The organism is Weissella sp. MSCH1 (assembly GCF_045799135.1).
Taxonomy (GTDB): Bacteria; Bacillota; Bacilli; order Lactobacillales; family Lactobacillaceae; genus Weissella.
Genome location: NZ_JBJMBA010000046.1, coordinates 163,218 through 183,397, shown reverse-complemented (window position 1 = coordinate 183,397; position 20,180 = coordinate 163,218). Strand labels below are relative to the sequence as shown.

General features: G+C 44.7%; 21 protein-coding genes. 19 read left to right on the top strand and 2 right to left on the bottom strand.

All coding sequences use genetic code 11. The features are described from left to right. The first annotated feature begins 20 nt into the window (after positions 1–20). The 6 genes from ACJ28U_RS11370 (at position 21) to ACJ28U_RS11345 (ending at position 4,732) form a co-directional block, all read left to right on the top strand. Complete coding sequence (locus ACJ28U_RS11370) at positions 21–914, top strand: ABC transporter ATP-binding protein (protein WP_407619337.1); 894 nt, start codon at positions 21–23, stop codon at positions 912–914. Then, positions 904–2,511: an ABC transporter permease gene (locus tag ACJ28U_RS11365; protein WP_407619336.1), complete on the top strand. Its 1,608-nt coding sequence runs from the start codon at positions 904–906 to the stop codon at positions 2,509–2,511. The genes ACJ28U_RS11370 and ACJ28U_RS11365 overlap by 11 nt, the downstream gene beginning before the upstream one ends. A 215-nt stretch (positions 2,512–2,726) precedes the next feature. Beyond that, on the top strand, positions 2,727–3,179 hold the full coding sequence (locus tag ACJ28U_RS11360; RefSeq protein ID WP_407619335.1) for a type II TA system antitoxin MqsA family protein: 453 nt from the start codon (positions 2,727–2,729) through the stop codon (positions 3,177–3,179). Beyond that, entirely contained in the window at positions 3,145–3,318 is a 174-nt protein-coding gene (locus ACJ28U_RS11355) for a hypothetical protein (RefSeq protein ID WP_407619334.1), read from the top strand. Before ACJ28U_RS11360 ends, ACJ28U_RS11355 begins: the two co-directional genes overlap by 35 nt. Before the next feature lie 312 nt (positions 3,319–3,630). Beyond that, positions 3,631–4,020 carry a MerR family transcriptional regulator gene (locus tag ACJ28U_RS11350; RefSeq protein WP_099088833.1) on the top strand — a complete coding sequence of 130 codons (390 nt, stop codon included), beginning with the start codon at positions 3,631–3,633 and terminating at the stop codon, positions 4,018–4,020. Then, a complete protein-coding gene (locus ACJ28U_RS11345; protein WP_407619333.1) occupies positions 4,013–4,732 on the top strand; it encodes an SDR family NAD(P)-dependent oxidoreductase in 720 nt (239 codons plus the stop codon). The genes ACJ28U_RS11350 and ACJ28U_RS11345 overlap by 8 nt, the downstream gene beginning before the upstream one ends. 54 nt (positions 4,733–4,786) lie before the next feature. On the opposite strand, the gene ACJ28U_RS11340 is transcribed toward ACJ28U_RS11345, so the two are convergent. Beyond that, positions 4,787–5,326 (bottom strand): NADPH-dependent FMN reductase, encoded by a 540-nt coding sequence (locus ACJ28U_RS11340; protein WP_407619332.1) that lies wholly within the window; start codon positions 5,324–5,326, stop codon positions 4,787–4,789. Between the two features lie 148 nt (positions 5,327–5,474). Here ACJ28U_RS11340 and rlmD point away from each other — a divergent pair, with 148 nt between their 5' ends. The 10 genes from rlmD (at position 5,475) to ACJ28U_RS11290 (ending at position 16,875) form a co-directional block, all read left to right on the top strand. Then, a complete protein-coding gene (rlmD, locus tag ACJ28U_RS11335; protein ID WP_010373270.1) occupies positions 5,475–6,965 on the top strand; it encodes a 23S rRNA (uracil(1939)-C(5))-methyltransferase RlmD in 1,491 nt (496 codons plus the stop codon). A gap of 365 nt (positions 6,966–7,330) precedes the next feature. Next, positions 7,331–9,040: a hypothetical protein gene (locus ACJ28U_RS11330; RefSeq protein ID WP_407619331.1), complete on the top strand. Its 1,710-nt coding sequence runs from the start codon at positions 7,331–7,333 to the stop codon at positions 9,038–9,040. 108 nt (positions 9,041–9,148) lie between these two features. Next, positions 9,149–10,033 carry a DMT family transporter gene (locus ACJ28U_RS11325; protein ID WP_407619330.1) on the top strand — a complete coding sequence of 295 codons (885 nt, stop codon included), beginning with the start codon at positions 9,149–9,151 and terminating at the stop codon, positions 10,031–10,033. A gap of 314 nt (positions 10,034–10,347) precedes the next feature. Beyond that, positions 10,348–11,430: a BMP family protein gene (locus ACJ28U_RS11320; protein WP_407619402.1), complete on the top strand. Its 1,083-nt coding sequence runs from the start codon at positions 10,348–10,350 to the stop codon at positions 11,428–11,430. Between the two features lie 157 nt (positions 11,431–11,587). Further along, positions 11,588–12,724, top strand: coding sequence for a lipase family protein (locus ACJ28U_RS11315; RefSeq protein WP_407619329.1), 1,137 nt, complete (start codon positions 11,588–11,590; stop codon positions 12,722–12,724). Then, positions 12,717–13,337: a DedA family protein gene (locus tag ACJ28U_RS11310; RefSeq protein ID WP_407619328.1), complete on the top strand. Its 621-nt coding sequence runs from the start codon at positions 12,717–12,719 to the stop codon at positions 13,335–13,337. The genes ACJ28U_RS11315 and ACJ28U_RS11310 overlap by 8 nt, the downstream gene beginning before the upstream one ends. A 59-nt stretch (positions 13,338–13,396) precedes the next feature. Then, a complete protein-coding gene (locus ACJ28U_RS11305; protein WP_407619327.1) occupies positions 13,397–13,888 on the top strand; it encodes an NUDIX domain-containing protein in 492 nt (163 codons plus the stop codon). A 163-nt stretch (positions 13,889–14,051) separates the two neighbouring features. Next, positions 14,052–14,714: a MarR family winged helix-turn-helix transcriptional regulator gene (locus ACJ28U_RS11300; protein WP_099088843.1), complete on the top strand. Its 663-nt coding sequence runs from the start codon at positions 14,052–14,054 to the stop codon at positions 14,712–14,714. A gap of 2 nt (positions 14,715–14,716) precedes the next feature. After that, positions 14,717–16,483, top strand: coding sequence for an ABC transporter ATP-binding protein (locus tag ACJ28U_RS11295; RefSeq protein ID WP_407619326.1), 1,767 nt, complete (start codon positions 14,717–14,719; stop codon positions 16,481–16,483). Between the two features lie 197 nt (positions 16,484–16,680). After that, positions 16,681–16,875, top strand: a complete 195-nt coding sequence (locus tag ACJ28U_RS11290) for a hypothetical protein (RefSeq protein ID WP_242440105.1) — start codon at positions 16,681–16,683, stop codon at positions 16,873–16,875. A 131-nt stretch (positions 16,876–17,006) separates the two neighbouring features. Here the strand turns inward: ACJ28U_RS11290 and ACJ28U_RS11285 are convergent, their stop codons facing one another. Next, on the bottom strand, positions 17,007–17,864 hold the full coding sequence (locus ACJ28U_RS11285) for an aldo/keto reductase (protein ID WP_407619325.1): 858 nt from the start codon (positions 17,862–17,864) through the stop codon (positions 17,007–17,009). Positions 17,865–18,074: 210 nt separating this feature from the next. Here ACJ28U_RS11285 and ACJ28U_RS11280 point away from each other — a divergent pair, with 210 nt between their 5' ends. Genes ACJ28U_RS11280 through ACJ28U_RS11270 form a run of 3 tightly spaced genes read left to right on the top strand, consistent with a single transcriptional unit; the run spans position 18,075 to position 20,129 of the window. Beyond that, the gene (locus tag ACJ28U_RS11280; protein ID WP_099088846.1) at positions 18,075–18,656 is read left to right on the top strand and encodes a TetR/AcrR family transcriptional regulator; all 582 of its coding nucleotides are present in this window, start codon (positions 18,075–18,077) and stop codon (positions 18,654–18,656) included. A gap of 56 nt (positions 18,657–18,712) precedes the next feature. Next, the gene (locus ACJ28U_RS11275; RefSeq protein ID WP_099088847.1) at positions 18,713–19,372 is read left to right on the top strand and encodes an ATP-binding cassette domain-containing protein; all 660 of its coding nucleotides are present in this window, start codon (positions 18,713–18,715) and stop codon (positions 19,370–19,372) included. Then, positions 19,356–20,129 carry an ABC transporter permease gene (locus tag ACJ28U_RS11270; RefSeq protein ID WP_407619324.1) on the top strand — a complete coding sequence of 258 codons (774 nt, stop codon included), beginning with the start codon at positions 19,356–19,358 and terminating at the stop codon, positions 20,127–20,129. The genes ACJ28U_RS11275 and ACJ28U_RS11270 overlap by 17 nt, the downstream gene beginning before the upstream one ends. Positions 20,130–20,180 lie beyond the last annotated feature (51 nt).

The window sequence follows — 20,180 nt, the reverse complement described above, 5'->3', positions numbered from 1 at the left end:
CAAAAGAAATGAGATGAAATATGACGAAAGTATTGGAAATATCACATCTAAATAAGACGTTCGGCAAGTTCCAAGCCTTGTCGGATGTCTCATTTACAGTTAACCAAGGCCAAGTGTTTGGCTTTTTAGGACCGAACGGGGCTGGTAAAACAACAACAATTCGCTCAGTACTTGGCTTGTTGAAGCGTGACAGTGGCACGATTAAATTGATGGGTGAAGACGCAACGGGCAATGTATTGGATACCCACAAACATATTGCTTATGTGCCAGGGGATGTTTATCTATGGCCCAATTTAACAGGGGGCGAAACGATTGATTTGCTGTTACGGATGGGTGGTCATGCCCGGACAAAACGAGTTGATGATTTGATTAAATTATTCGAATTAGATCCGCGTAAGAAGAACCGCACGTACTCAAAAGGTAACCGACAAAAGGTCGCGTTAATTGCAGCGTTTAGTGCAAATGTTGACTTGTATATCTTTGATGAGCCAACGAGTGGTCTCGACCCCCTCCAGGCGCGCAATTTTCAAGATCAGATATTAGCGTTAAAGCAGGCGGGGAAAACAGTGCTACTGAGTTCACACATTTTATCGGAGGTTGAAAAGGTCGTGGACTGTGTGGCAGTGATTCGGCAAGGACGGATTGTTGAAGTCGGTTCCTTGACTGATTTGCAAGAGCACGCGGCCCTGCGTATTAATGCGCAAGTCCAGGATTGGACACCGTTTCAGGATTATCCAAAGTTTCATCAAGAATTAAATGGCGAAATTTCCTTTACGGTAGCCCGCGCGTTATTACCTAAAACAATGACGGCCTTAGTGACGGCAGGCGTAGCGGATTTGAAGGTCACGCCACCAACACTAGAAGATTTATTCATGCAATATTATGATACGGGGGCTGTGGCGCATGAATCGTAATATGTGGTGGTTGTTAGGGGCTAATTTAAAAAGTGATTATCGCGTCATCATCGTTTGGCTATTGGTGAATTTTAGCCTGATTGTGTCTGGTGCGCTAAAATTAGCGGATTTGTATAATTCACCGGAAACATTAGACCAATTGCTAACCATGTTACGCACACCCATGATGACGGCCATGTTCGCGCGGATGCCAGAATTATCGCAGTATACTGTTGCAATCGTATATGCCGCAATCATGCTGCCGATTATGGCGGTATTAATGGGATTGATGAACGTGCAACTAGTGGTTCGCGGTACTCGTCAAATGGAAGAGTCTGGTGAAACAGAGCTGATTCGAGGCGGTGTCACAACGGCGACGACACCGGTCATCGCAACGATTTTTGAAGTGTTGGGTGTGAATGCTCTCATGACCATTACGATGGGAATTGGGGTGGTGTTAATTCCCATGCATGGTGCAACCAATGGTGGCGCGGTACTTTTTGCGACATTATTGGGAACGTTTGGCCTAATGGTTGCCGGTATCACTTTGGTATTAAGCCAACTATTCGCAGAGTCCCGCTCAGTTAATGCCATTGGATATGGTGTCATTGCAGTCATGTATGTGCTACGTGCGGTGATTGATGTTCGTCGGGCCGCGGAATGGCGCTGGTTGTCACCATTAAATTGGCTTGAAAGTGCACGCGTTTTCGCGGATAACCGAGCGGGGGCAATTTTAACGCAAGGCTGGTTTGCAATTGTGTTGGGTTTGATTGCGTTAGCGTTAGTTAACGGACGGGACATTAATGCCGGGCTAATACAATTTGCAGGGCGCGGTCGGCAACGGGCGGCCATTTGGTTGCGTGGGTTTACGAGTTTATTTGTTCGTTTGCAAGCCCGGCTGGTGTTGACGTGGTTGGTTGGTCTGGTATTTTTTGGTGCTATGTTTGGTAGCTTGTTTCATGAGGTGGGCACAATGATGATTAATAACCCGCAGCTAACTAATATTATTGGTGCGCAACTTGAAGCAAGTATGCAGCATGCCATCTACCGTCACTTTTTGGTGATGGTTAGCATGTTTATTAGCTTCTTGGCCATTTTGGCCGGACTAAATGTGATGCAACGGTTTCATACAGACACCGTCCGTGGGGCATACGACTTACTCGGTGGCATGCGATTAACACGGCTCAAACTCTATGCAACGTATGTGAGTGGTGCAATGATTGTAGCGCTTTGCTTATGGGGACTGTCCTTTGTAATTGTTTGGTTCACTGCCAATATGGTTTTGACAGCGCCGCTGGATGTGACCATGATGCAACAAGCTTTGGTGGGTTATGTGCCAAGTATCGCAGTGTTTATAGCAATTGCGGCTGTGTTACTGGGATGGGCACCGCGTTGGTTTGGTTTGATTTACGGCTACGCGGGCGTGATGTTTTTAATGACCTACATGAAGAATCTCATGGATTTGCCAATGTGGGCATTAAAACTGTCGCCGTATGGCTGGACCTACAATGTGCCGGTTGTTAGCTTGTCGGTTGTTCGTGGCAGTTGGTTGTGCGGATTAGCCGTCGTGTTGCTGATTGTCGGTTATATTGGTTTTAAAAAACGTGACTTGGTATAAGGAGACTGAGACAGTGACTGCTGTCCCAGTCTTTTTTGTTTTGGAAAAATAACTAATCTCATTGCCCTAAATTTAGGGCAATGATATGATTTAGGAAATGAGGGATACATGGGGTTATTCAATAGCTCATCACGGCAACGAGGCTTATATTTCAAGTTACAAATCAGGTTAGAGATGTTATTCATCATTTCAATACATGAATCTAAGGAGAACAAATGACGTACTATATTGAGAGCTTAGATACTGTGGTACCAGAATCTGATACAGAAGTTGTGTTAGTTGATGTAACGACGAAAGTACGTGGGGAACAAGTGACAGTTACTAATGTTGCTGAACGTCGTTATCAGAAAACGGGAGAAGTGGTTTTTGATCAAAAATTAGATGATGAACGGTTAGCAGCCGTGTATAGGGCATACGCCAAAGTGCATCATCTGGTATATCAAGATGAAATTAAATTAATTCGACACAAGATTGGAATTTCACAACGTGGGTTCGCGACGTTATTAGGACTTTCGCGGGCTAGTATTGAACAATATGAAACCGGTAGTTTGCCGACAACTTCAGCGAGTCGTCGGATTGCAACGTTGCGGAATGTCAATGCGTTTATTATCGATCAGCTATTTGCGGTTTCTGATGCAATGGCACAATCAAGTGCAGCTGGCTGTTGAACGGGTTCGGCCAGTACGACATGCAGATAAGATTGACTTTGATTTTGAAATGCCAGCGTCGATGTTACCGCATGGTGCCGAGACAACATTTGAAGTTAAAACAGATGGGAATCAAATTATTTTACGGCCGATTCAGTGAAGTTAAGCTAGCTTTTAGTTGCCGTTAGTTTTGCCTTAAGCTAATCGTCATATGATTAATTGTGTTGAAAGGGAACCCACCTAATCAACAAACCCATAGAAATAACCCTATTCATAATTCTTTCTACTTTTTTCAGGTGACAACCTGAATACTCCTTAAACGATATAGATCGTCGCAAGCCCATGCGACTTGATCCGAAACGGCCGTCAGACTCCCAACTGACGGCCGTTTTGTTTAATGGAGAAGAAACGTTTGACTTAAACTGAGGTTTAACTGATATAGTAGTGTACACAAAGTTAGTGAGGTGAATCAATGGCGAAAACTTATACAATTGGTGAGACGGCTGAAATGTTTGGCGTGCCGGAATCGACGTTGCGTTTTTACGATAAACGGGGGCTTTTGCCGTTTATTGAACGTGACGAGGCAGATCGTCGTGTCTTTACGGAAATGCAAATCTCATTGCTGAAGACGATTCAACATTTGAAGAATACAGACATGACCATTGGCCAAATTAAGCAGTATGTCGATTGGATTGTTGAAGGAGATGCAACGATTCCCAAAAGATTGGCTATGTTAGTAGCGCATCGTCAAGATATTTATGATCAAATTGCAATGCGAGAAGCGAGCCTAGATGGGGTTAATTTTAAGATTGCGCATTATGAAAAGTATGTGAATGAACAACGGGAGAAAGAGAATGACTAAAACAGCATTGGTTACCGGAGCTAATAAAGGCATCGGGTTTGGTATTGCGAAGACCCTTTTGCAACAAGGTTATCGCGTGTTGGTAGGCGCACGAGATGAACAACGTGGTTCAGCTGCGGTTGAGGCATTACGCGCATATGGAGATGCCCAATTACAATTGATTGATGTTTCTGATTTGAATAGTATTCAACATGCGGTTGCTGACATTACAAAGCAAGAAGCAGATTTTAGTTTATTAGTGAACAACGCGGGTATTTCTGGTGACATGGGCCGGACGGCTTGGGAATTTGAGGCCCAAGAATTAATCGAGACGTATATGGTGGATTTCATTGGACCATATGAGTTAACCAAGGGTCTATTACCAGTCTTGATTAAAAACGCTGGTAAAATTGTGAACGTTTCAGTACCAATTGAGCCAAATGCTTGGTGGCACCCACTTGCATATCAAGCAGCAAAGGCCCCGTTGAACGTGATGACCAAGGATTTTGGTTTGGAATTTACCCAACAAGAACTGCCGGTTGAAATTATGGCTGTTATGCCAGGGGCGGTTTCAACGGATTTGAATAATCATATTCAAGGCGATTTTGTTAAGACGCCCGATGAAGCGGGTGAATTGATTGCCGGCTTTGCGACCGATGGTGAAAATCATAATGGGCAGGTCATCAACTTCGATGGGGCTGTCGCTGATTATTCGGCCGGTTCAAATGTTTAATTAAAAGATATTAAAAAGTCGTCGGCACAAATTTGCTGACGACTTTTTTGTCTATTATTGATGTGCAGCAACAAATGCTTTGAAGTTTGGCATTACAGTATCAAGCCAGTCATTGGTGCTGGCGTCGGTAATGTTGTTATCTGCATCAAGCTTTGCGTGGCCACCGCCGACCATGACGTCATTCCCCATCAAGACAGGTGATTGCATCGCAAATAAGATATCACGTAGGTGTAATTGGGCATGGATGGTCCCTAAGAAGCCAGGGGTGGTGCCCATAATCATTGATGGCTTGCCAATCATGACCTTATCAACACGTGACAGCCAGTCAATGGCATTCTTCAATACGCCAGGAATTGAATGGTTGTATTCTGGTGTGACCCAAATAACCCCGTCAGCTGCTTTGACGGCTTGCTTAAAGTCGATTACCACTTGTGCTGGGGTGAGTTCATCGTCCACGTTGTACATGGGTAAATCATTAAGTGTTAAGACGTCAATTGTGACGTCATTGGTACCGTAACGTTTGGCGATGGCTGCAGCTAAACGGCGGTTTAAAGATGTCTTGCTGTTCGAACCAACAATGGCAACGTAATGCATAGTCTAAATCCTCCTAAAAAATCACCTATTAACAGTAGACCTAAAGCTTACCGTTGGTCAATGGTGGAGACGGGTCAATTCACTTCCGACATGTTAGAATAGTACTTATCATATAGAAAGAGTAGACGGTAAGTCTTTGTAGAACGAAATGGCTGAAGAAAAGAAGCGCCGTCCTTATCAAGGTAAGCCTGGTAAGGGTGGCAACAATCAAAATCGTGGCAAGTTTGTTCCACGTGGAACACGTGGGCCACGTCGCGATAATCGCAACCAACAAAACGTTGAAGTAAATGTTGGTGACAAGCTATTGATTACCATTAAGCGTTTGGGAATCAATGGTGAAGGAATCGGATATTATAAGCGTAAGATTACCTTTATTCCAGGTGCTTTACCTGATGAAGTGGTCGATGTGGTTGTGACGAATGTGACGGAAAAGTTTATCGAAGCGCGCATTCGTAAAATTAAGCAACGCTCACCACAACGTGTTGAACCTGTTGATAATCAAGAAGTTGGTGGTTTTGAATTAGAGCACTTGGCTTACGATGGTCAACTCGAATTTAAGCGGGATGTCATTCGTCAGGCATTGGAAAAGTACAAGCCTGAAGGATACGAGCAATTTGATTTACGCCCAACCATTGGGATGGATGAGCCGGACGGGTACCGGAATAAAGCCCAGTTCCCGGTTCGTGAAGTAAATGGCCAGTTGGCGGTCGGTATGTATAAGCGCAACTCACACGACTTAGTGGACTTGCCCAAGGTATCAACGCAACACCCAGCGACACTTAAGGTTGTACGTAAGGTGCGTGATATTTTGGCTGATATGGAGATGCCAATTTACAACGAACGCAAGAATTCAGGCATTGTTAAAACGTTGATTGCCCGTGTATCTGAGACAACTGGTGATGTCCAGTTGACGATCGTCACGAATGGCAAGTATTTGCCAAGTGCTGATGAATTGATTGCCCGTATTAATCAAGAGTTGCCAGAGGTGGTATCTGTTCACCAAAACATCAATTCGGATAAGACGTCTCTTGTTTGGGGCGAGGATACGAAGTTGTTGTGGGGGAGTGAATACATTACGGAGACGATTAACGGTAAGACGTTTAAGTTGTCACCCCGTGCGTTTTTGCAATTGAACCCACGCCAAACGCAACGTTTGTATAACGAAGCAATTTCAGCCTTGGACTTAACGCAAGCCGATAAGTTGATCGACGCCTATTCAGGTGTCGGCACGATTGGTATCACACTAGCCGATCACGCTGGTGAAGTTCGTGGGATGGACACAGTGCCAGAAGCCATCGATGATGCCAATGAGAATGCTTTGGATAATGGCGTTAAGAATGCAGCATATTACACGGGTGCGGCGGAAGATTTGATTCCACGCTGGGCAAACGAAGGCTGGGTCGCAGATGCATTGGTTGTCGACCCACCACGTACCGGCTTGGATGAAGAATTGCGCTTGACGATTTTGGACACGCAACCAGATAAGTTTGTGTATGTGTCATGTAATGCTTCAACGTTGGCCCGCGATTTGGTCGACTTGACGCGCGTTTATAACGTTGAATACATTCAATCAATTGATATGTTCCCACAAACTGCTCGTTGGGAAGGTATTGTGAAGTTTACAAAGAAGACGAAGTAATTTAGAGAGACCAGGACAAGAATCGCTGTCCTGGTCTCTCTTTAAGTTAACGTAAAGTTAGTGTTATTACTTCTTTAAGGTTCGCGCCGTATGATTAATTATGTTGAAAGGGAGGATAACTCCTAATCAACAGCACCCATACAAACAACTACTCATATTCCGCTCGAATAATTAATTCGAGCAACCTAACTCCTATAAGATCGTCGTTTGCCCAAACGACTTGATCCGAGAAGCCCGTCAGAAGCCCATCTGACGGGCTTTTTGTTTGCGATAAAAAAAGACACTATGATATATTCGCATATTTGTCGGAATAATTTGGTATATATAAAGCAAGGTAAATTATTAAAAATGACTGGAGGTGCATAATGCAACGTTTTCGATTGCAGTATTTTGCGGGGATGATCATATTCTTAGTGGCATTGGGATTAGTTTTGCCATTGTTGTTATCTAATCGACCGGTCGTTGGCATTGATGCGTTATTTCACTTTAATCGCTTCTATGATGTTGCTGAGCAATTAAAACATGGTCAGTTTAGTTATTTTATGGCCGAGTATGGGTATCAACAGTCCGGCAGAATTGTGACCCCGTTGTATGGACCGTGGCTATCCTATCTCATGGGGGCATTGTTGGTTCTATTACCCAATTGGTTTTGGTTTGAAGTTGTGACGGATGTGGTGGTGTTAGTCATTGCGGGGTTCGGCATTTATCGGCTGGTTCGGTATTTGGATGCGACCCGCTACGCCAGCTTGCTAAGTGCAATTGTTTATATGGCATTACCGTTAACAACGGAGTGGCAAAACAGCCAAGCGTTCTCAGCAATTGGGGCGGCACTCTTACCGTACGTTATCTATTACGGCATCGCATTCATGAAACAACCAACAACGTTTTCATGGATTGGGTTGGCCGTATCGTTAGCGGTGATAACCCAATCACATTTATTTACATCTTTATTAGCCGCGTTGGTCTTGGCAATTTTTTTCGTGATTAGCATTATGAAACAACCGTGGTTGATTATTCGGCGACTGCTAGGTCGCTTGGCATGCGCAATTGGGTTATATGCAATCTTGAGTGCCAATGTAATGGTTGGCATGCTTGATGTGATGGGAACGAACAAAATTTTGACACCGTTTACGCCGGCGGATATCGGTCAAAAGGGAATGCATGTTGCCTTTGATCGCTTGCCAAGTCTACGTAATTACAGTGTGCTGGCTGTGTGGGTGGTGGTTATTTTTATTGGAAGCGCGTTAGTTTATCAAAAATTACAACGTGAATATCGCGTGATGCTAGTACTGGCGGCATTATTTTTTGTCTTATCATTAGCAGAATTCCCCTGGCATGCCGTTCAGCAATTAATGCCTACTATTGTAAATACAATGCAATTTCCGTCACGCTTAGCAGTTATTAGTAATTTGGCGTTGGTGGTTCTGTTGGCACGATTATTATCAATGGTCGTGATTACGAGTCGCATTCGGCGCGTCGCAAAAATCGGGATTGCGATTGTTGTGGTCGTTGTTCCCGTTGCAATCGCAAGCAACATGCTTGCTAAGAGTGCGCATCGCTTGCATACCACGCAACTAGTTAAAAATACGAAGCATACCCAATTCGATGCAGACAAAACACCAACGCAAATTGCGACTGATTGGCGCTATGGACCGTTGGTGGCTGGCTTGCAAGATATTCAAAAAGCAACGCCGGACTATGTTGTTAATCACGGGCTTCGTGCCAGTGATAATGCATATGATCGCTATATGCAGGAAATTATCAATAATCCGATTAACGCAAAGGTCAAACAGGCGTCGGATCAGATGACGTTGACGTGGCGGGCAACCACCACACATAAGGCGACGTTGCCGGTGATTATTTACAAACATTCACAAGTCACGCTGAATGGCCGAAGATTAACGCAGCCAACGCAATCGCGAATCGGCGCACTACGTGTTGTGCCACGCCTGGGTCAGAATGAAATCCAGGTTAGTTATCGGCCGGCTGGTTATGTTTGGCCGCTCATTTGGTTGAGCATCGGTGGGTGGTTGAGTATCGTTGTTGTCATTGTTGGCAGGTCATTTAAACGATAGATGAAAAAGACAGATTAGTTGGCAGCTTTAATTTGCTAATTGACCTGTCTTTTTTAGTGCTATACTGGCTTCATTAGACTTTATTTTAATAAGTTAGGTGGTGGGGTTGTGAGTAAGAAGTGGTATGTCGGCATGGCTGCTGGTGGGGCCCTATTTTGGGGGATTAACGGGATTCTTTCAAATATCCTGTTTGAAAGAATCAACGTATCACCAGATTGGCTAACGACGGCACGGCTATTTATTTCAGGTATTGTGTTATTAATTTATTCATTGCTACGACGTCAGAATATTTTTAAAATTTGGCGGAGTCCCAAGGATGCCGGTATCTTGTTGGCGTTTAGTTTAATTGGTATTTATTTTGCGCAATCTAATTTTGTTCGGACGCTCTATTATGGTAATGCGGCGGTGGCGACCGTGTTGCAGTATATGGCGCCGGCATTGATTGTTATTTTTCTGGCAATTTTTCGGCAAACGTGGCCACGTCGGCAAGAAGTGATTGCGGTCGTACTTTCGCTAGTCGGCATTTTCTTACTGGTAACGAATGGTAATTTAACCCGTCTAGAAATTAATGACCAAACATTGCTGTTCGGTATTCTGTCTGCAATTGGCTTGGTTGCTTATACATTGATTCCTGGCAGACTATTGCAACAACATGATGCAATTTTGGTAGTTGGTTGGGGGATGTTCATTGGTGGTCTGGCGGCTAATTTCTATGCACCGCTGTACCATCCGGCTTATCATTTTGATGCAATCGATTTAACGCTATTATTCTTTATCGTTGTCTTTGGATCAATTGTGGCGTTTGTATGGTACATCGCTAGTTTGCGCAAAGTGGCACCAGAAACAGTGGGGATGCTTGGCATGTTGGAACCACTCAGTGCAACGGTCTTGTCGGCGTTGATATTAGGTGTGCAGTTTCAGGCATTCCAAGTCGTGGGGATTGTGTTAACGTTGGGTGCGATAATGATTATGAATGTGACGAAACGGCAATAATTCTGCGAACGACAGTTAATCGCACGGTAATAAAAACGATTAAAACCCGAAGTACACGAAAAATAAGTGTCCTTCGGGTTTTGTTGATTGCTAAAAAAAGCATGCGCCAAGTCAGTCTCGGTGGGGATTTCCTCAAATGTTCATATTCTTCACAATTTGTTCAACACGAACAAATTGCGGTGGCGGTCTGTTTAATATACGATTATATGCGGTTATTCGAAAGGGACGTGTCAAAAACCACGAGTCGTTTTGGGAAACCCGGAACTATTCAAGTCCTATCACAGTGAGGGTAGGCATCTATGGAGGAATTTAAAATGGTTTCAGGTCGTGTTAAGTTGTTTGGTGCCGTATTGGCGATTGCAGCGGTTGGTGTTGGCGTTTATCAATCAGGGATTGTCGGCGATGCCGATACGGAAAAGCAATTCTCAGTTGCGATGGTGACAGACGTTGGTGGCGTAGATGATAAGTCATTTAACCAAAGTGCATGGGAAGGTTTGCAAAAGTGGGGTAAGGAAAATAAGTTGGCTGAAGGCAAGGGTGGTTACACGTACTTTGAGTCAAAGACAGCCGCCGATTTTGCCCCAAACTTTTCACAGGCCGTTGAAGGTGGCTACAACCTAGTTGCCGGCGTTGGTTATGCAACGAAGGATGCATTGACCAACGCAGCTAAGCAGCATGAAAACACGAAGTTCCTACAGATTGATGATGTGGTCGACAGTAAGTATAAGAACGTTGCTTCGATTACGTTCAAGTCAGAGGAATCATCTTACTTGGTTGGCGTTGCAGCGGCAACTAAGGCACAAGAGCTAGGCGACAAGGCAGTTGGCTTTGTTGGTGGTCAACGTGGCGCCGTGATTGATGCCTTTGAGGCCGGCTATGTGGCGGGTGTTAAGTCGGTGGATCCAAAGATGACGGTTGATGTACAATACGCAAACTCATTTACTGATGCGGCGAAGGGAAAGACAATTGCGAATGCCATGATTACAAAGGGTGAGCAAGTAATTTTCCACGCGGCTGGACCAGCTGGTAACGGCGTCTTTACGGCAGCCAAGGATAACAATGTGACGGTTGATGCTGATGCCAAGCAAAAAGTTTGGGTAATCGGTGTTGATATGGACCAATCTGATATGGGTGATTATACGGCCAAGGATGGTGAGAAGAGTAACTTCACCTTGACGTCATCCGTTAAGGGTGTTGGAACTGGCTTGGCAATGATTGCAGACAAGGCCAAGGCCGGCAACTTCCCAGGTGGTAAGCATATTGTCTTGGGATTGAAGCAAAATGGTGTTTCAATCGTGACCAAGAACTTGAATACGCAAGAAAAGGATGCCGTTGCGGCAGCTAAAGCGGCAATCGTGGCTGGTGATGTTGAGGTACCAACGGCACCGGCAAAGTAATTATTAAAGAAGCGTGATACAAAAGGCGTTTTGGGGCTAAGACAGAGATTTCTGTCTTAGCCTTTTTTTATACTGACAACATAGTTAATGGCGGTGACGTTTAACGTCCTTAATGTATAATGACCACAGAGAGACAAAAATTCGGAGGTGAGATGGCATGGTGGCATTAACATTTACAACAAGTCATAACGGTAACGCGACGCCTAGCGCGCGTGAGCTAGATGTTCCGTATACTGATGACTTGTTTCGACAAGATAGTAAACAATATCAACATGATTTAGCGCGGGTTAGTGTCGTGATGGCTGGTTCAACGTATACCAAGGACAGTCAACCGGTAGGAACCGGCTATGCAGCGGCAAATCTACAAAAGTTAGGCTTTACGACGAGTGACTTTAACTATGGCATTGCAGATGATCCGAATAACGTGGCCTTCACGTTAGGCGTTAAGCGATTGCCCGATATGAATCTGTTCGCTGCGACTATTCGAGGGACGCCGCAAAGTGCAGAATGGTCTGGTGATTTCATGATTGGTGATGATGATGCACCAGGCATGAATAACATGATTTTCATCGGCCAAAAAGTAGCAGCCCAATTACGTGACTTTATGCTAACAGAAGGCAATCCGGAACAGCAAAATGTGTTCTGGGTAACGGGGCATTCGCGTGGCGGCAGTGCGACAGAGGTTGTCGGTAAATTGTTGGTTGATGCGGGCGAAACGGCGGTATATGCATACGCGTTTGCGCCAACGACAACTTACAAACAGGTCGCAAATGAGGATTATGCGGACGCGTACCCACAGGTGCATGCCATTATTAATCCACTTGATGTCGCACCAACTTTTCCATTGGAAGCGTGGGGCTTTACCCATATTGGGCAACAACATATCTTGCCACTGTCGGCTTATGACGCGGTTCGAACAGAATTCGAGCGCATTAATGGGCGGCCATTTGGTGGCGACTTAGTTGAAGATGAGGCGAAGTTGGAACGGGGCCAACAGTTGTATTATGCTTTGGCGCCAAGTGTCCACGATTTTTATCACGCCGAGACGCCATGGTGGGACGGTGGTACAATGACGCCTTATCAATGGGTGCAAGATTTGATGCTAGGCGCCCAAGGGTTAGAAATCCCAGCCCGGACGGCGAATGTTATGGCCTATGTCAAGACACATCCTGTGTATGCAAAGTTGTTCCAACACATGGCGAATGATGGCAATAATGGGTATGAGCACACCATCACAACATACATTAGCTTTATGACCGTGTTGCCAGATGATTGGACTGTAACGGATGATTGAGCTAACAGATGTGATCGCGATTATTCGTAATCCAGTGCTCTTTATAAAGCCGATTATGATGAACCCTTGGTTGGTCTACCCCGTTTTATGGGCAATTGTTGGTTTTGAAAGTTACTTTGTCCTGTTTGCATGGCTCCCTGCAGAAACGACCATGTTTTTGGCGGGGAGTTTGGCGGCTCATCAAGAAATTCCAATCCAATTATGGTGGTTATGGTTAGGCTATTTGCCAGTGGTCTATCTGGGCTGGCGTTTTAAATTCCGACGTGGATTAGCTCATAATACACGCAATCGACGTATGGATGATACAGTTGATTTTTTTAATCAGCATGCCAAATTAGCCATGTTATTTGGGCGATATATTCCGGTCCTGGGTATTTTTATTCCAATAATTGCGGGTGAAAGTCGATATGATCAAGCAACTTTTCAACGTGAAAATATGATTGGTGCCTTAATTTGGGTGCTTGGATCAACGCTAATTGGGTATTATCTGGGGTCAATGCCATTTTTCCAGCAGCATTTTAGTGTCCTAATTGCGGGGATTATTGTTGTGCCGGCAGGTATTTATTACGCCGGCACTTATTTGAATAGCTTGTTTCATCATCTTCGTCGTTAAGGACTTGTTATTTTGCCAGGTCGTGGTTAAATAACTAGTAATAAGGGGGATGATTGATTATGGCAGAACAGAATTATATTGCGCGCATGCGGGCAAAAGTTGGTCATGAAGGCATGATTTTCAACACTGTTTTTGGTGTATTGTGGTCTGCAGATCGGAGCGCTATCTTATTAGAAAAGCGGTCTGATATTCAAAAAGGCTGGGGCTTCCCAGGTGGTTACGTGGAGTATGGCGAGACACCGCAACAGGCCATTGTGCGTGAATTCAAGGAAGAGACAGGACTAACGGTGCAAGTGAAACGCTTGATTGGTGTTTCTTCTGAAATTGTTGCTGAAAATCGATGGGGTGATGCCCAAGAAACGTTGGCAATGGGGTTTGAAGTGACCTTAGCGGCTGGAGATTTGCAGGAAGACGGGAACGAAACCTTGCATGTGCAGTATGTGCCGGTTAACCCAGAACCGTTGATGTTTGTGCCTCAAGCACAAAAAACGGTGCATCAAGTGATTAATGATAATGAGCAATCAGACGCGGTTTGGTTGCGTGAAGATTAGAAAAAATGCGACTGACGTTTCGGCGTTAGTCGCATTTTTTTTGATTGATTGTTAGGTTTGTGTTGACGAAACCTAACTAACGGTTTATACTTCTTTTTCGTTAGGTTAACCAAATGAAACCTAACGATATATTTATTGAAAACAAAAAGAGGCAAATTAAATTATGACAGATGAGACACAGGATTTAATGGCAACGTTTGGCCGTTTGCTACAATCTCGCTATTTTATGACGGCGATGGCACTTAACAATCGCACAAAGCGCAACAGTGATGAAAATTTGGGTCGTGGTCGTTTGCGGCTATTGTCATTGTTGGGGAAGCAAGACGGTATCACGAATGCTGAAATTGCTGAAAAATTGGATATTCGGCCAAGTTCGGTTAGCTTGCAAGTGAAAGCATTGGTCGACGCCGGGATGGCAGAACGACGGGCCTCAGAAACCGACGGTCGGGTATCGTTAATTTTTATTACAACGCTTGGTGAAGAAACGTTAGCTGGTTTGCATAATGGCAACGATTCATTGAGTGAACGTGCCTTTAACGTCTTAACTGGTGCTGAGCAAGAACAGTTGCAGTCATTGTTGCGCCGAGTAGCGGCTAATGTAGAAGACATTCAAGTGACGCCCGAAGAAATGCGCGAAGCTTTTGGCGCATTTGGTGATCAGTTTAAGGGGATGGACCATCAGTCAATGCGGGACATGCATCGTATGGGTCGTGATATGCATCGCCAAATGCATCAAATGCGCCATGACGGGCATGGTGATTTTCCGTTTGCTGGCTGGTTTAATCGCAACAATAAGACAACCAAAGGTGAGGATGAGGATATTTAAGCATGGATAATCGTGAAATCGGTCGTGATACACCCTATACGCGACCAGCGAAGTTTAACATGAAAGCATTTATGGCGTTGGTGCGCCAGACAAAACCGGCTTATTGGCAGTTAGCGCTGGGCTTGGGTTTGGGTGTAATTGCAACGGGCATTCAATTGGCCGTACCGCATTTGGCGGGTGATTTGATTAATGGCTTTGGTAAGGCAATCAACAAGACCTTGTTGATAAGTGTTATCGGCATGTTTATCTTGAGTGCAGTTATTAGTGCGGTGTCAGGCACAGTACTCGGTATTTTTGGTGAAAATGTCGTCAGCCGGTTGCGTAATAATTTATGGGATAAACTCATTCGTTTGCGGGTCAGTTATTTTGATGACACGAAAGCGGGAGAAATGACGTCACGCTTGATTAATGATTCTACCCAAATTAAAGATTTATTGGCTAATTCATTTCCACGTATGATGACATCATTGTTAACGGTTGTGGGTGCACTCACGTTGATGGTTATTAAGGATTGGCGGATGACAGCAATTATGGCGTTAGCAATTCCATTGGTTATGCTCGTCATGATGCCAGTGATGCGTCAGTCTCATAAGATTGGTCGTGATCGCCAAAATGCGTTAGCTGATTTTAATGGTGAGGCCGGTGAAACACTCAGCGAAATTCGGCTAGTTAAGTCATCAAATGCAGAATCGTTTGAGACGACCAAGGGTCACACGACGATCAAAAAGTTGTATCAGATTGGTCTCCGCGAGGCCGTCTATGATTCAATTGCTGGTCCGCTTATGACCGCCGTGATGATGGGCTTGTTTGTGGGTGTGCTTGGTTATGGTGCCCACCGTGTCGCGCAAGGTAGCATGACGATGGGCACGATGTTTTCATTCTTAATGTATCTTTTCCAACTGTTGGGCCCCGCTGCGACGCTGGGCCAATTCTTCTCAGATTTAGCTAAGGCCAGCGGTTCGACTGAACGTGTGCAAACGCTATTGGCAGAACCTGAAGAAGAATTTAGTCAGGGTGCGGTTATCGATGTTGAAGGACAGACGTTGGCTATGAAGCATGTTGACTTTGCCTATGACGACACTAAGCAAATTTTGACGGATGTTTCATTTGAAGCAAAACCTAACACGGTAGTCGCTTTTGCTGGCCCTTCCGGGGGTGGAAAATCAACGCTTTTCGGTTTGCTGGAACGGTACTATGAGCCAACGGCCGGACAAATCAGTATTGGTACGACGAATGTGCAGGATGTACAATTGGCAGATTGGCGTGCCCAAATTGGTTTCGTTAGTCAAGATTCTGCGATTATGGCAGGGACGATTCGGCATAATTTAACCTATGGGTTGGCAGGTGACTATACCGATGATGATTTGTGGCGGGTACTTGGTTTGGCGTTTGCGGAGAAGTTTGTCCGTGATATGCCAGCGGGGCTTGATACTGAAGTTGGCGAACGAGGTGTCAAAGTATCTGGTGGGCAACGTCAGCGTTTGGCAATTGCACGGGCATTCTTGCGCGACCCTAAGATTTTGATGCTTGATGAGGCGACGGCTAGCCTTGATTCAGAGTCTGAAGCGATGGTTCAAAAGGCACTGGAGTCTTTGATGAAGGGCCGGACAACATTAGTAATTGCTCACCGATTAAGTACCATTGTCGACGCGGACAATATTTATTTTATTGAGCAAGGGCATGTGAGCGGATCAGGGACACACCAAGAACTTGTTGCAACACATAAGTTGTATCAGGAATATGTCGCAACACAATTTAAACAAGATTAATTAAGGTGACGCATTGCTAAGGTGGTGCGTCACCTTTTGTTTCACGTGGAACATATAGGTGACACTTATAATTAGTTAACAATGTTATCCATTTTTGTGGACGGGTTTTGCCGTTTCCTCTTGAATAATAGTAAGTAACGGTTATAATAAATATTCGTGTGAGATATATGTTGAGAGAGGTTTTTATCGTGCAAGATATGAAGTACGCGATGTCTTTGAAGGCATCAGCAATTTTTGGTGTTGTAACGGTCGCTCTTGTAATTGGCTTGATGTACTTGTTGAGCCTTGAGGGTAACGCATCAATGGTCCAAGTTAGCTTGGATATCGTATTGGCAACTGTTGTTTTGCTTGTTGTAGGTGGCATCTCAGTTGCGCTACGCACTAAGAAATAAATACTGAACGATATGAAGTAGTTGGTGAGAGATCTGCTTTATGTCACGTGAATGATTCCGAGATTGAATCGTTCCTTAACACAAAAACACCCTGGCCGAGTCGTTCAGCCAGGGTGTTTTTGTCTAGTAAATTAGAAGTTTGTTTTGTCAGCGTCGTTGTGTGAACCAGCTACGCCTTCAAGCTTGTCCAAGGCAGCCATATCATCAGCCGTCAACTCAAAGTCAAAGAGTTGACCGTTTTCGATAATACGCTCCTTGTGCGTTGACTTTGGCAATGGCAAGAAGCCGTGTTGCAATGACCAACGCAATGCGATTTGCGCAACTGACTTGTTGTACTTGTCAGCAATTTCTTGAATTGCGGCAACCGTCAACATCTTACCCGTTCCCAATGGTGAGTAAGCTTCCGTCAAAACGTTGTGCTCGTTGTTGAAAGCCACGATTTCGTCTTCCATGTCAGAAGGGTTAACAAACAATTGGTTAACCATAGGCGTTACCTTAGCCGTCTTCAACAACTCTTCGAAGTGGTGAACTTGGAAGTTTGAAATTCCGATGGCACGAACCTTGCCAGCTTCGTATGCTTCTTCCATAGCACGCCATGTTTCAGCATTTGCTTCGGCCCAGTTGTCACGGTTATCCTTTGGGTTTGGCCAGTGGATCAAGTAAAGGTCCAAGTAGTCCAAATCCAAGCGCTTCAACGTGTCATCCAAGGCTTGCTTAGCAGATTCGTAACCGTGCATGTCGTTCCACAACTTTGACGTTACGAAGATTTCTTCGCGGGCGATGCCTGAATCCTTCAAGGCGCGACCGATTGATTCTTCGTTACCGTAAGCAGCAGCCGTATCGATGTGACGGTAGCCAGCGGCTAAAGCATCAATCGTGCTTTGGTAAGCCACGTCACCATCGGGCGTTTGCCAAGTTCCAAATCCTACGACAGGAATTTTAACACCGTTTGAAAGCGTGTATGTGTCAGTCAATGATGAAATTGCCATTTTGTTCACACTCCTATTAAATTAGTGTTGTTTAAATAATAAACAACCATGCGACTCTCTCTGTTACTTGCTAAAAATAAGCAAATAACTACTTGTCCACTATACCAAAAATATTAATAAGTTGAAAAGATTAGGCACTTTTTTAAGGTTCGATTATAATGTAGAAAGCAAGGCAGTTAATTGTTGCCAAAACAAAGGAGGCGGAGCGCCATGGCAAAGGTTACAACAGAATCTATCTTTGACGCTGCACGACAAGTTTTAGCTGAAAAAGGCTTTGAAAAATCACGATTGGCGGATGTGGCCCGCCGACTAGAGATTACACCAGCGGCGTTGTACAAGCATTTTGCCAATAAGGAAGCGTTGTTTGAGTCGATGAATACCGATTGGCTTGAACAAGTGGATGGTCCAGTGTGGGCAGCAAATGTCCGAGCGCCTGAAGAGGAACGAGAAACCGCGTTGCATGATTGGCTGTGGCTATTGGCCTCACGTCGGCGGGAAGGGTTTGGCCGCGAACCGGAAATGATGGCGTTCTATGAGGAACAACTTGCCGATCGCAGTGTTTTGATTGACCCACGGCTGCAGGACTTTGCGGCTGCAGTTGAAAATATCATGGCATGGGATACATTTCGTCATCAACGTGGTATGACCATCATGCAAACCTTCACGTATTTTTATCACCCATTTTTTGCGGATAAATGGGACGATAATTTGTTTAAAGCGTTATTTGAAACGACTTGGTTAGAGATGCTGCCAGTCGTGACGCAAGAGATTTCGGCAACCACAGAAGAATAATTGTGTAAAATGATATACAGGATGGTGTGTATCATTTTTTATTTGGGGAGGTTTTTATGACGAAGCTAGTGGTTGATCAGGCGGGCTATCAGGTTGAAGGTCGTCAAATTTGGCATGATATTAGTTTTGAGTTGCATGATGGTGATTGGGTAACCGTGGTTGGTCCGTCGGGTGGCGGAAAAAGTACCCTACTAAAAGCCATTGCTGGGTTGCAGGATATTACAGAGGGGCATATTTTTTTGAATGATGAAGACGTCATGCGCTTGCCGATTGGCGACTATCGTCAACAAGTGTCGTATGCCACACAATCTGCCCAATTATTTGGGGAAACAGTGCGTGATAATCTAGATTTACCATATCTGGTGCGCCAACAAACACCAAATGATCAGCAACAAATTGCGGGGTTGGAACAGATGGATTTGCCGGCGGATTATTTAGATAAAGCTGTGACAGAGTTGTCGGGTGGTGAGCGTCAGCGCGTCGGGGTGTTGCGCAATCTACTATTTCCACCCAAGGTTCTGCTACTTGATGAAATATCAACCGGCTTAGATGCAGAGACAAAGCAGGTTATTTGGCGTGCGATTCGTGCGTTGCATGCGCGCGAACGGTTAATTGTGTTATCAGTGACGCACGATGAAGGTGAAATTGCCGATGCCCAAGATATCTTAACGATTCAAAACGGAGAGGGGGCACGACGTCATGAACAGTCAAATTAATGTTAGTAACTGGTCGTTAGCATTAGCGTTTATCTTAGTTGTCATTTCCTTGGTCATTAGCTACCGACAAAAGTTGCGGTTAGAGAAAGAGACAATTATTTCAGTTGCCCGCGCGATTGTGCAATTAATTATTGTTGGATACCTATTGAAGTTTATTTTCAACGTGGATAATTGGTTGCTAACATTGATTATGCAACTATTCATTATTTATAACGCAGCTCGCAATGGAAAGAAGCGGAGTCAAGGTATTCCGGGGGCGTTTGTGATTTCATGGTGGGGCTTATTACTATCAACAACCATCACGATGAGCATTCTGGTCTTAACCGGTGTACTGAAGTTTGAACCATACCAAATGATTCCAGTGACTGGTATGGTCGCAGGAAACTCGATGACGGCGGTGGGACTTGTCTATCGCAGTCTGAATCAACAATTCCGTGACCAACAAGGTCAAGTGTTTGAACGGTTGGCTTTGGGCGCATCGCCAAAATTAGCAGCCGGTGAAATTGTCCGCGAAGCAATCCGAACAGGGATGCAACCGACAATTGATTCAGTGCGGACATATGGCTTGGTCTCATTGCCAGGGATGATGTCCGGTTTGATTATGGCGGGCGTTGATCCAATTCATGCGATTAAATATCAAATCATGGTGGTGTTCATGTTGTTGTCAGCAACTGGTATTTCATCGGTTTTTGCTAGTTTTATGGCCTACCGCAAGTTCTTTAATGAGCGTTGGCAGTTACAGTTACCTAAAAAATAAGTATGAAATAAAGTCAGGCAATTTTAGCCTGGCTTTTTTAGTAGCGCTTGC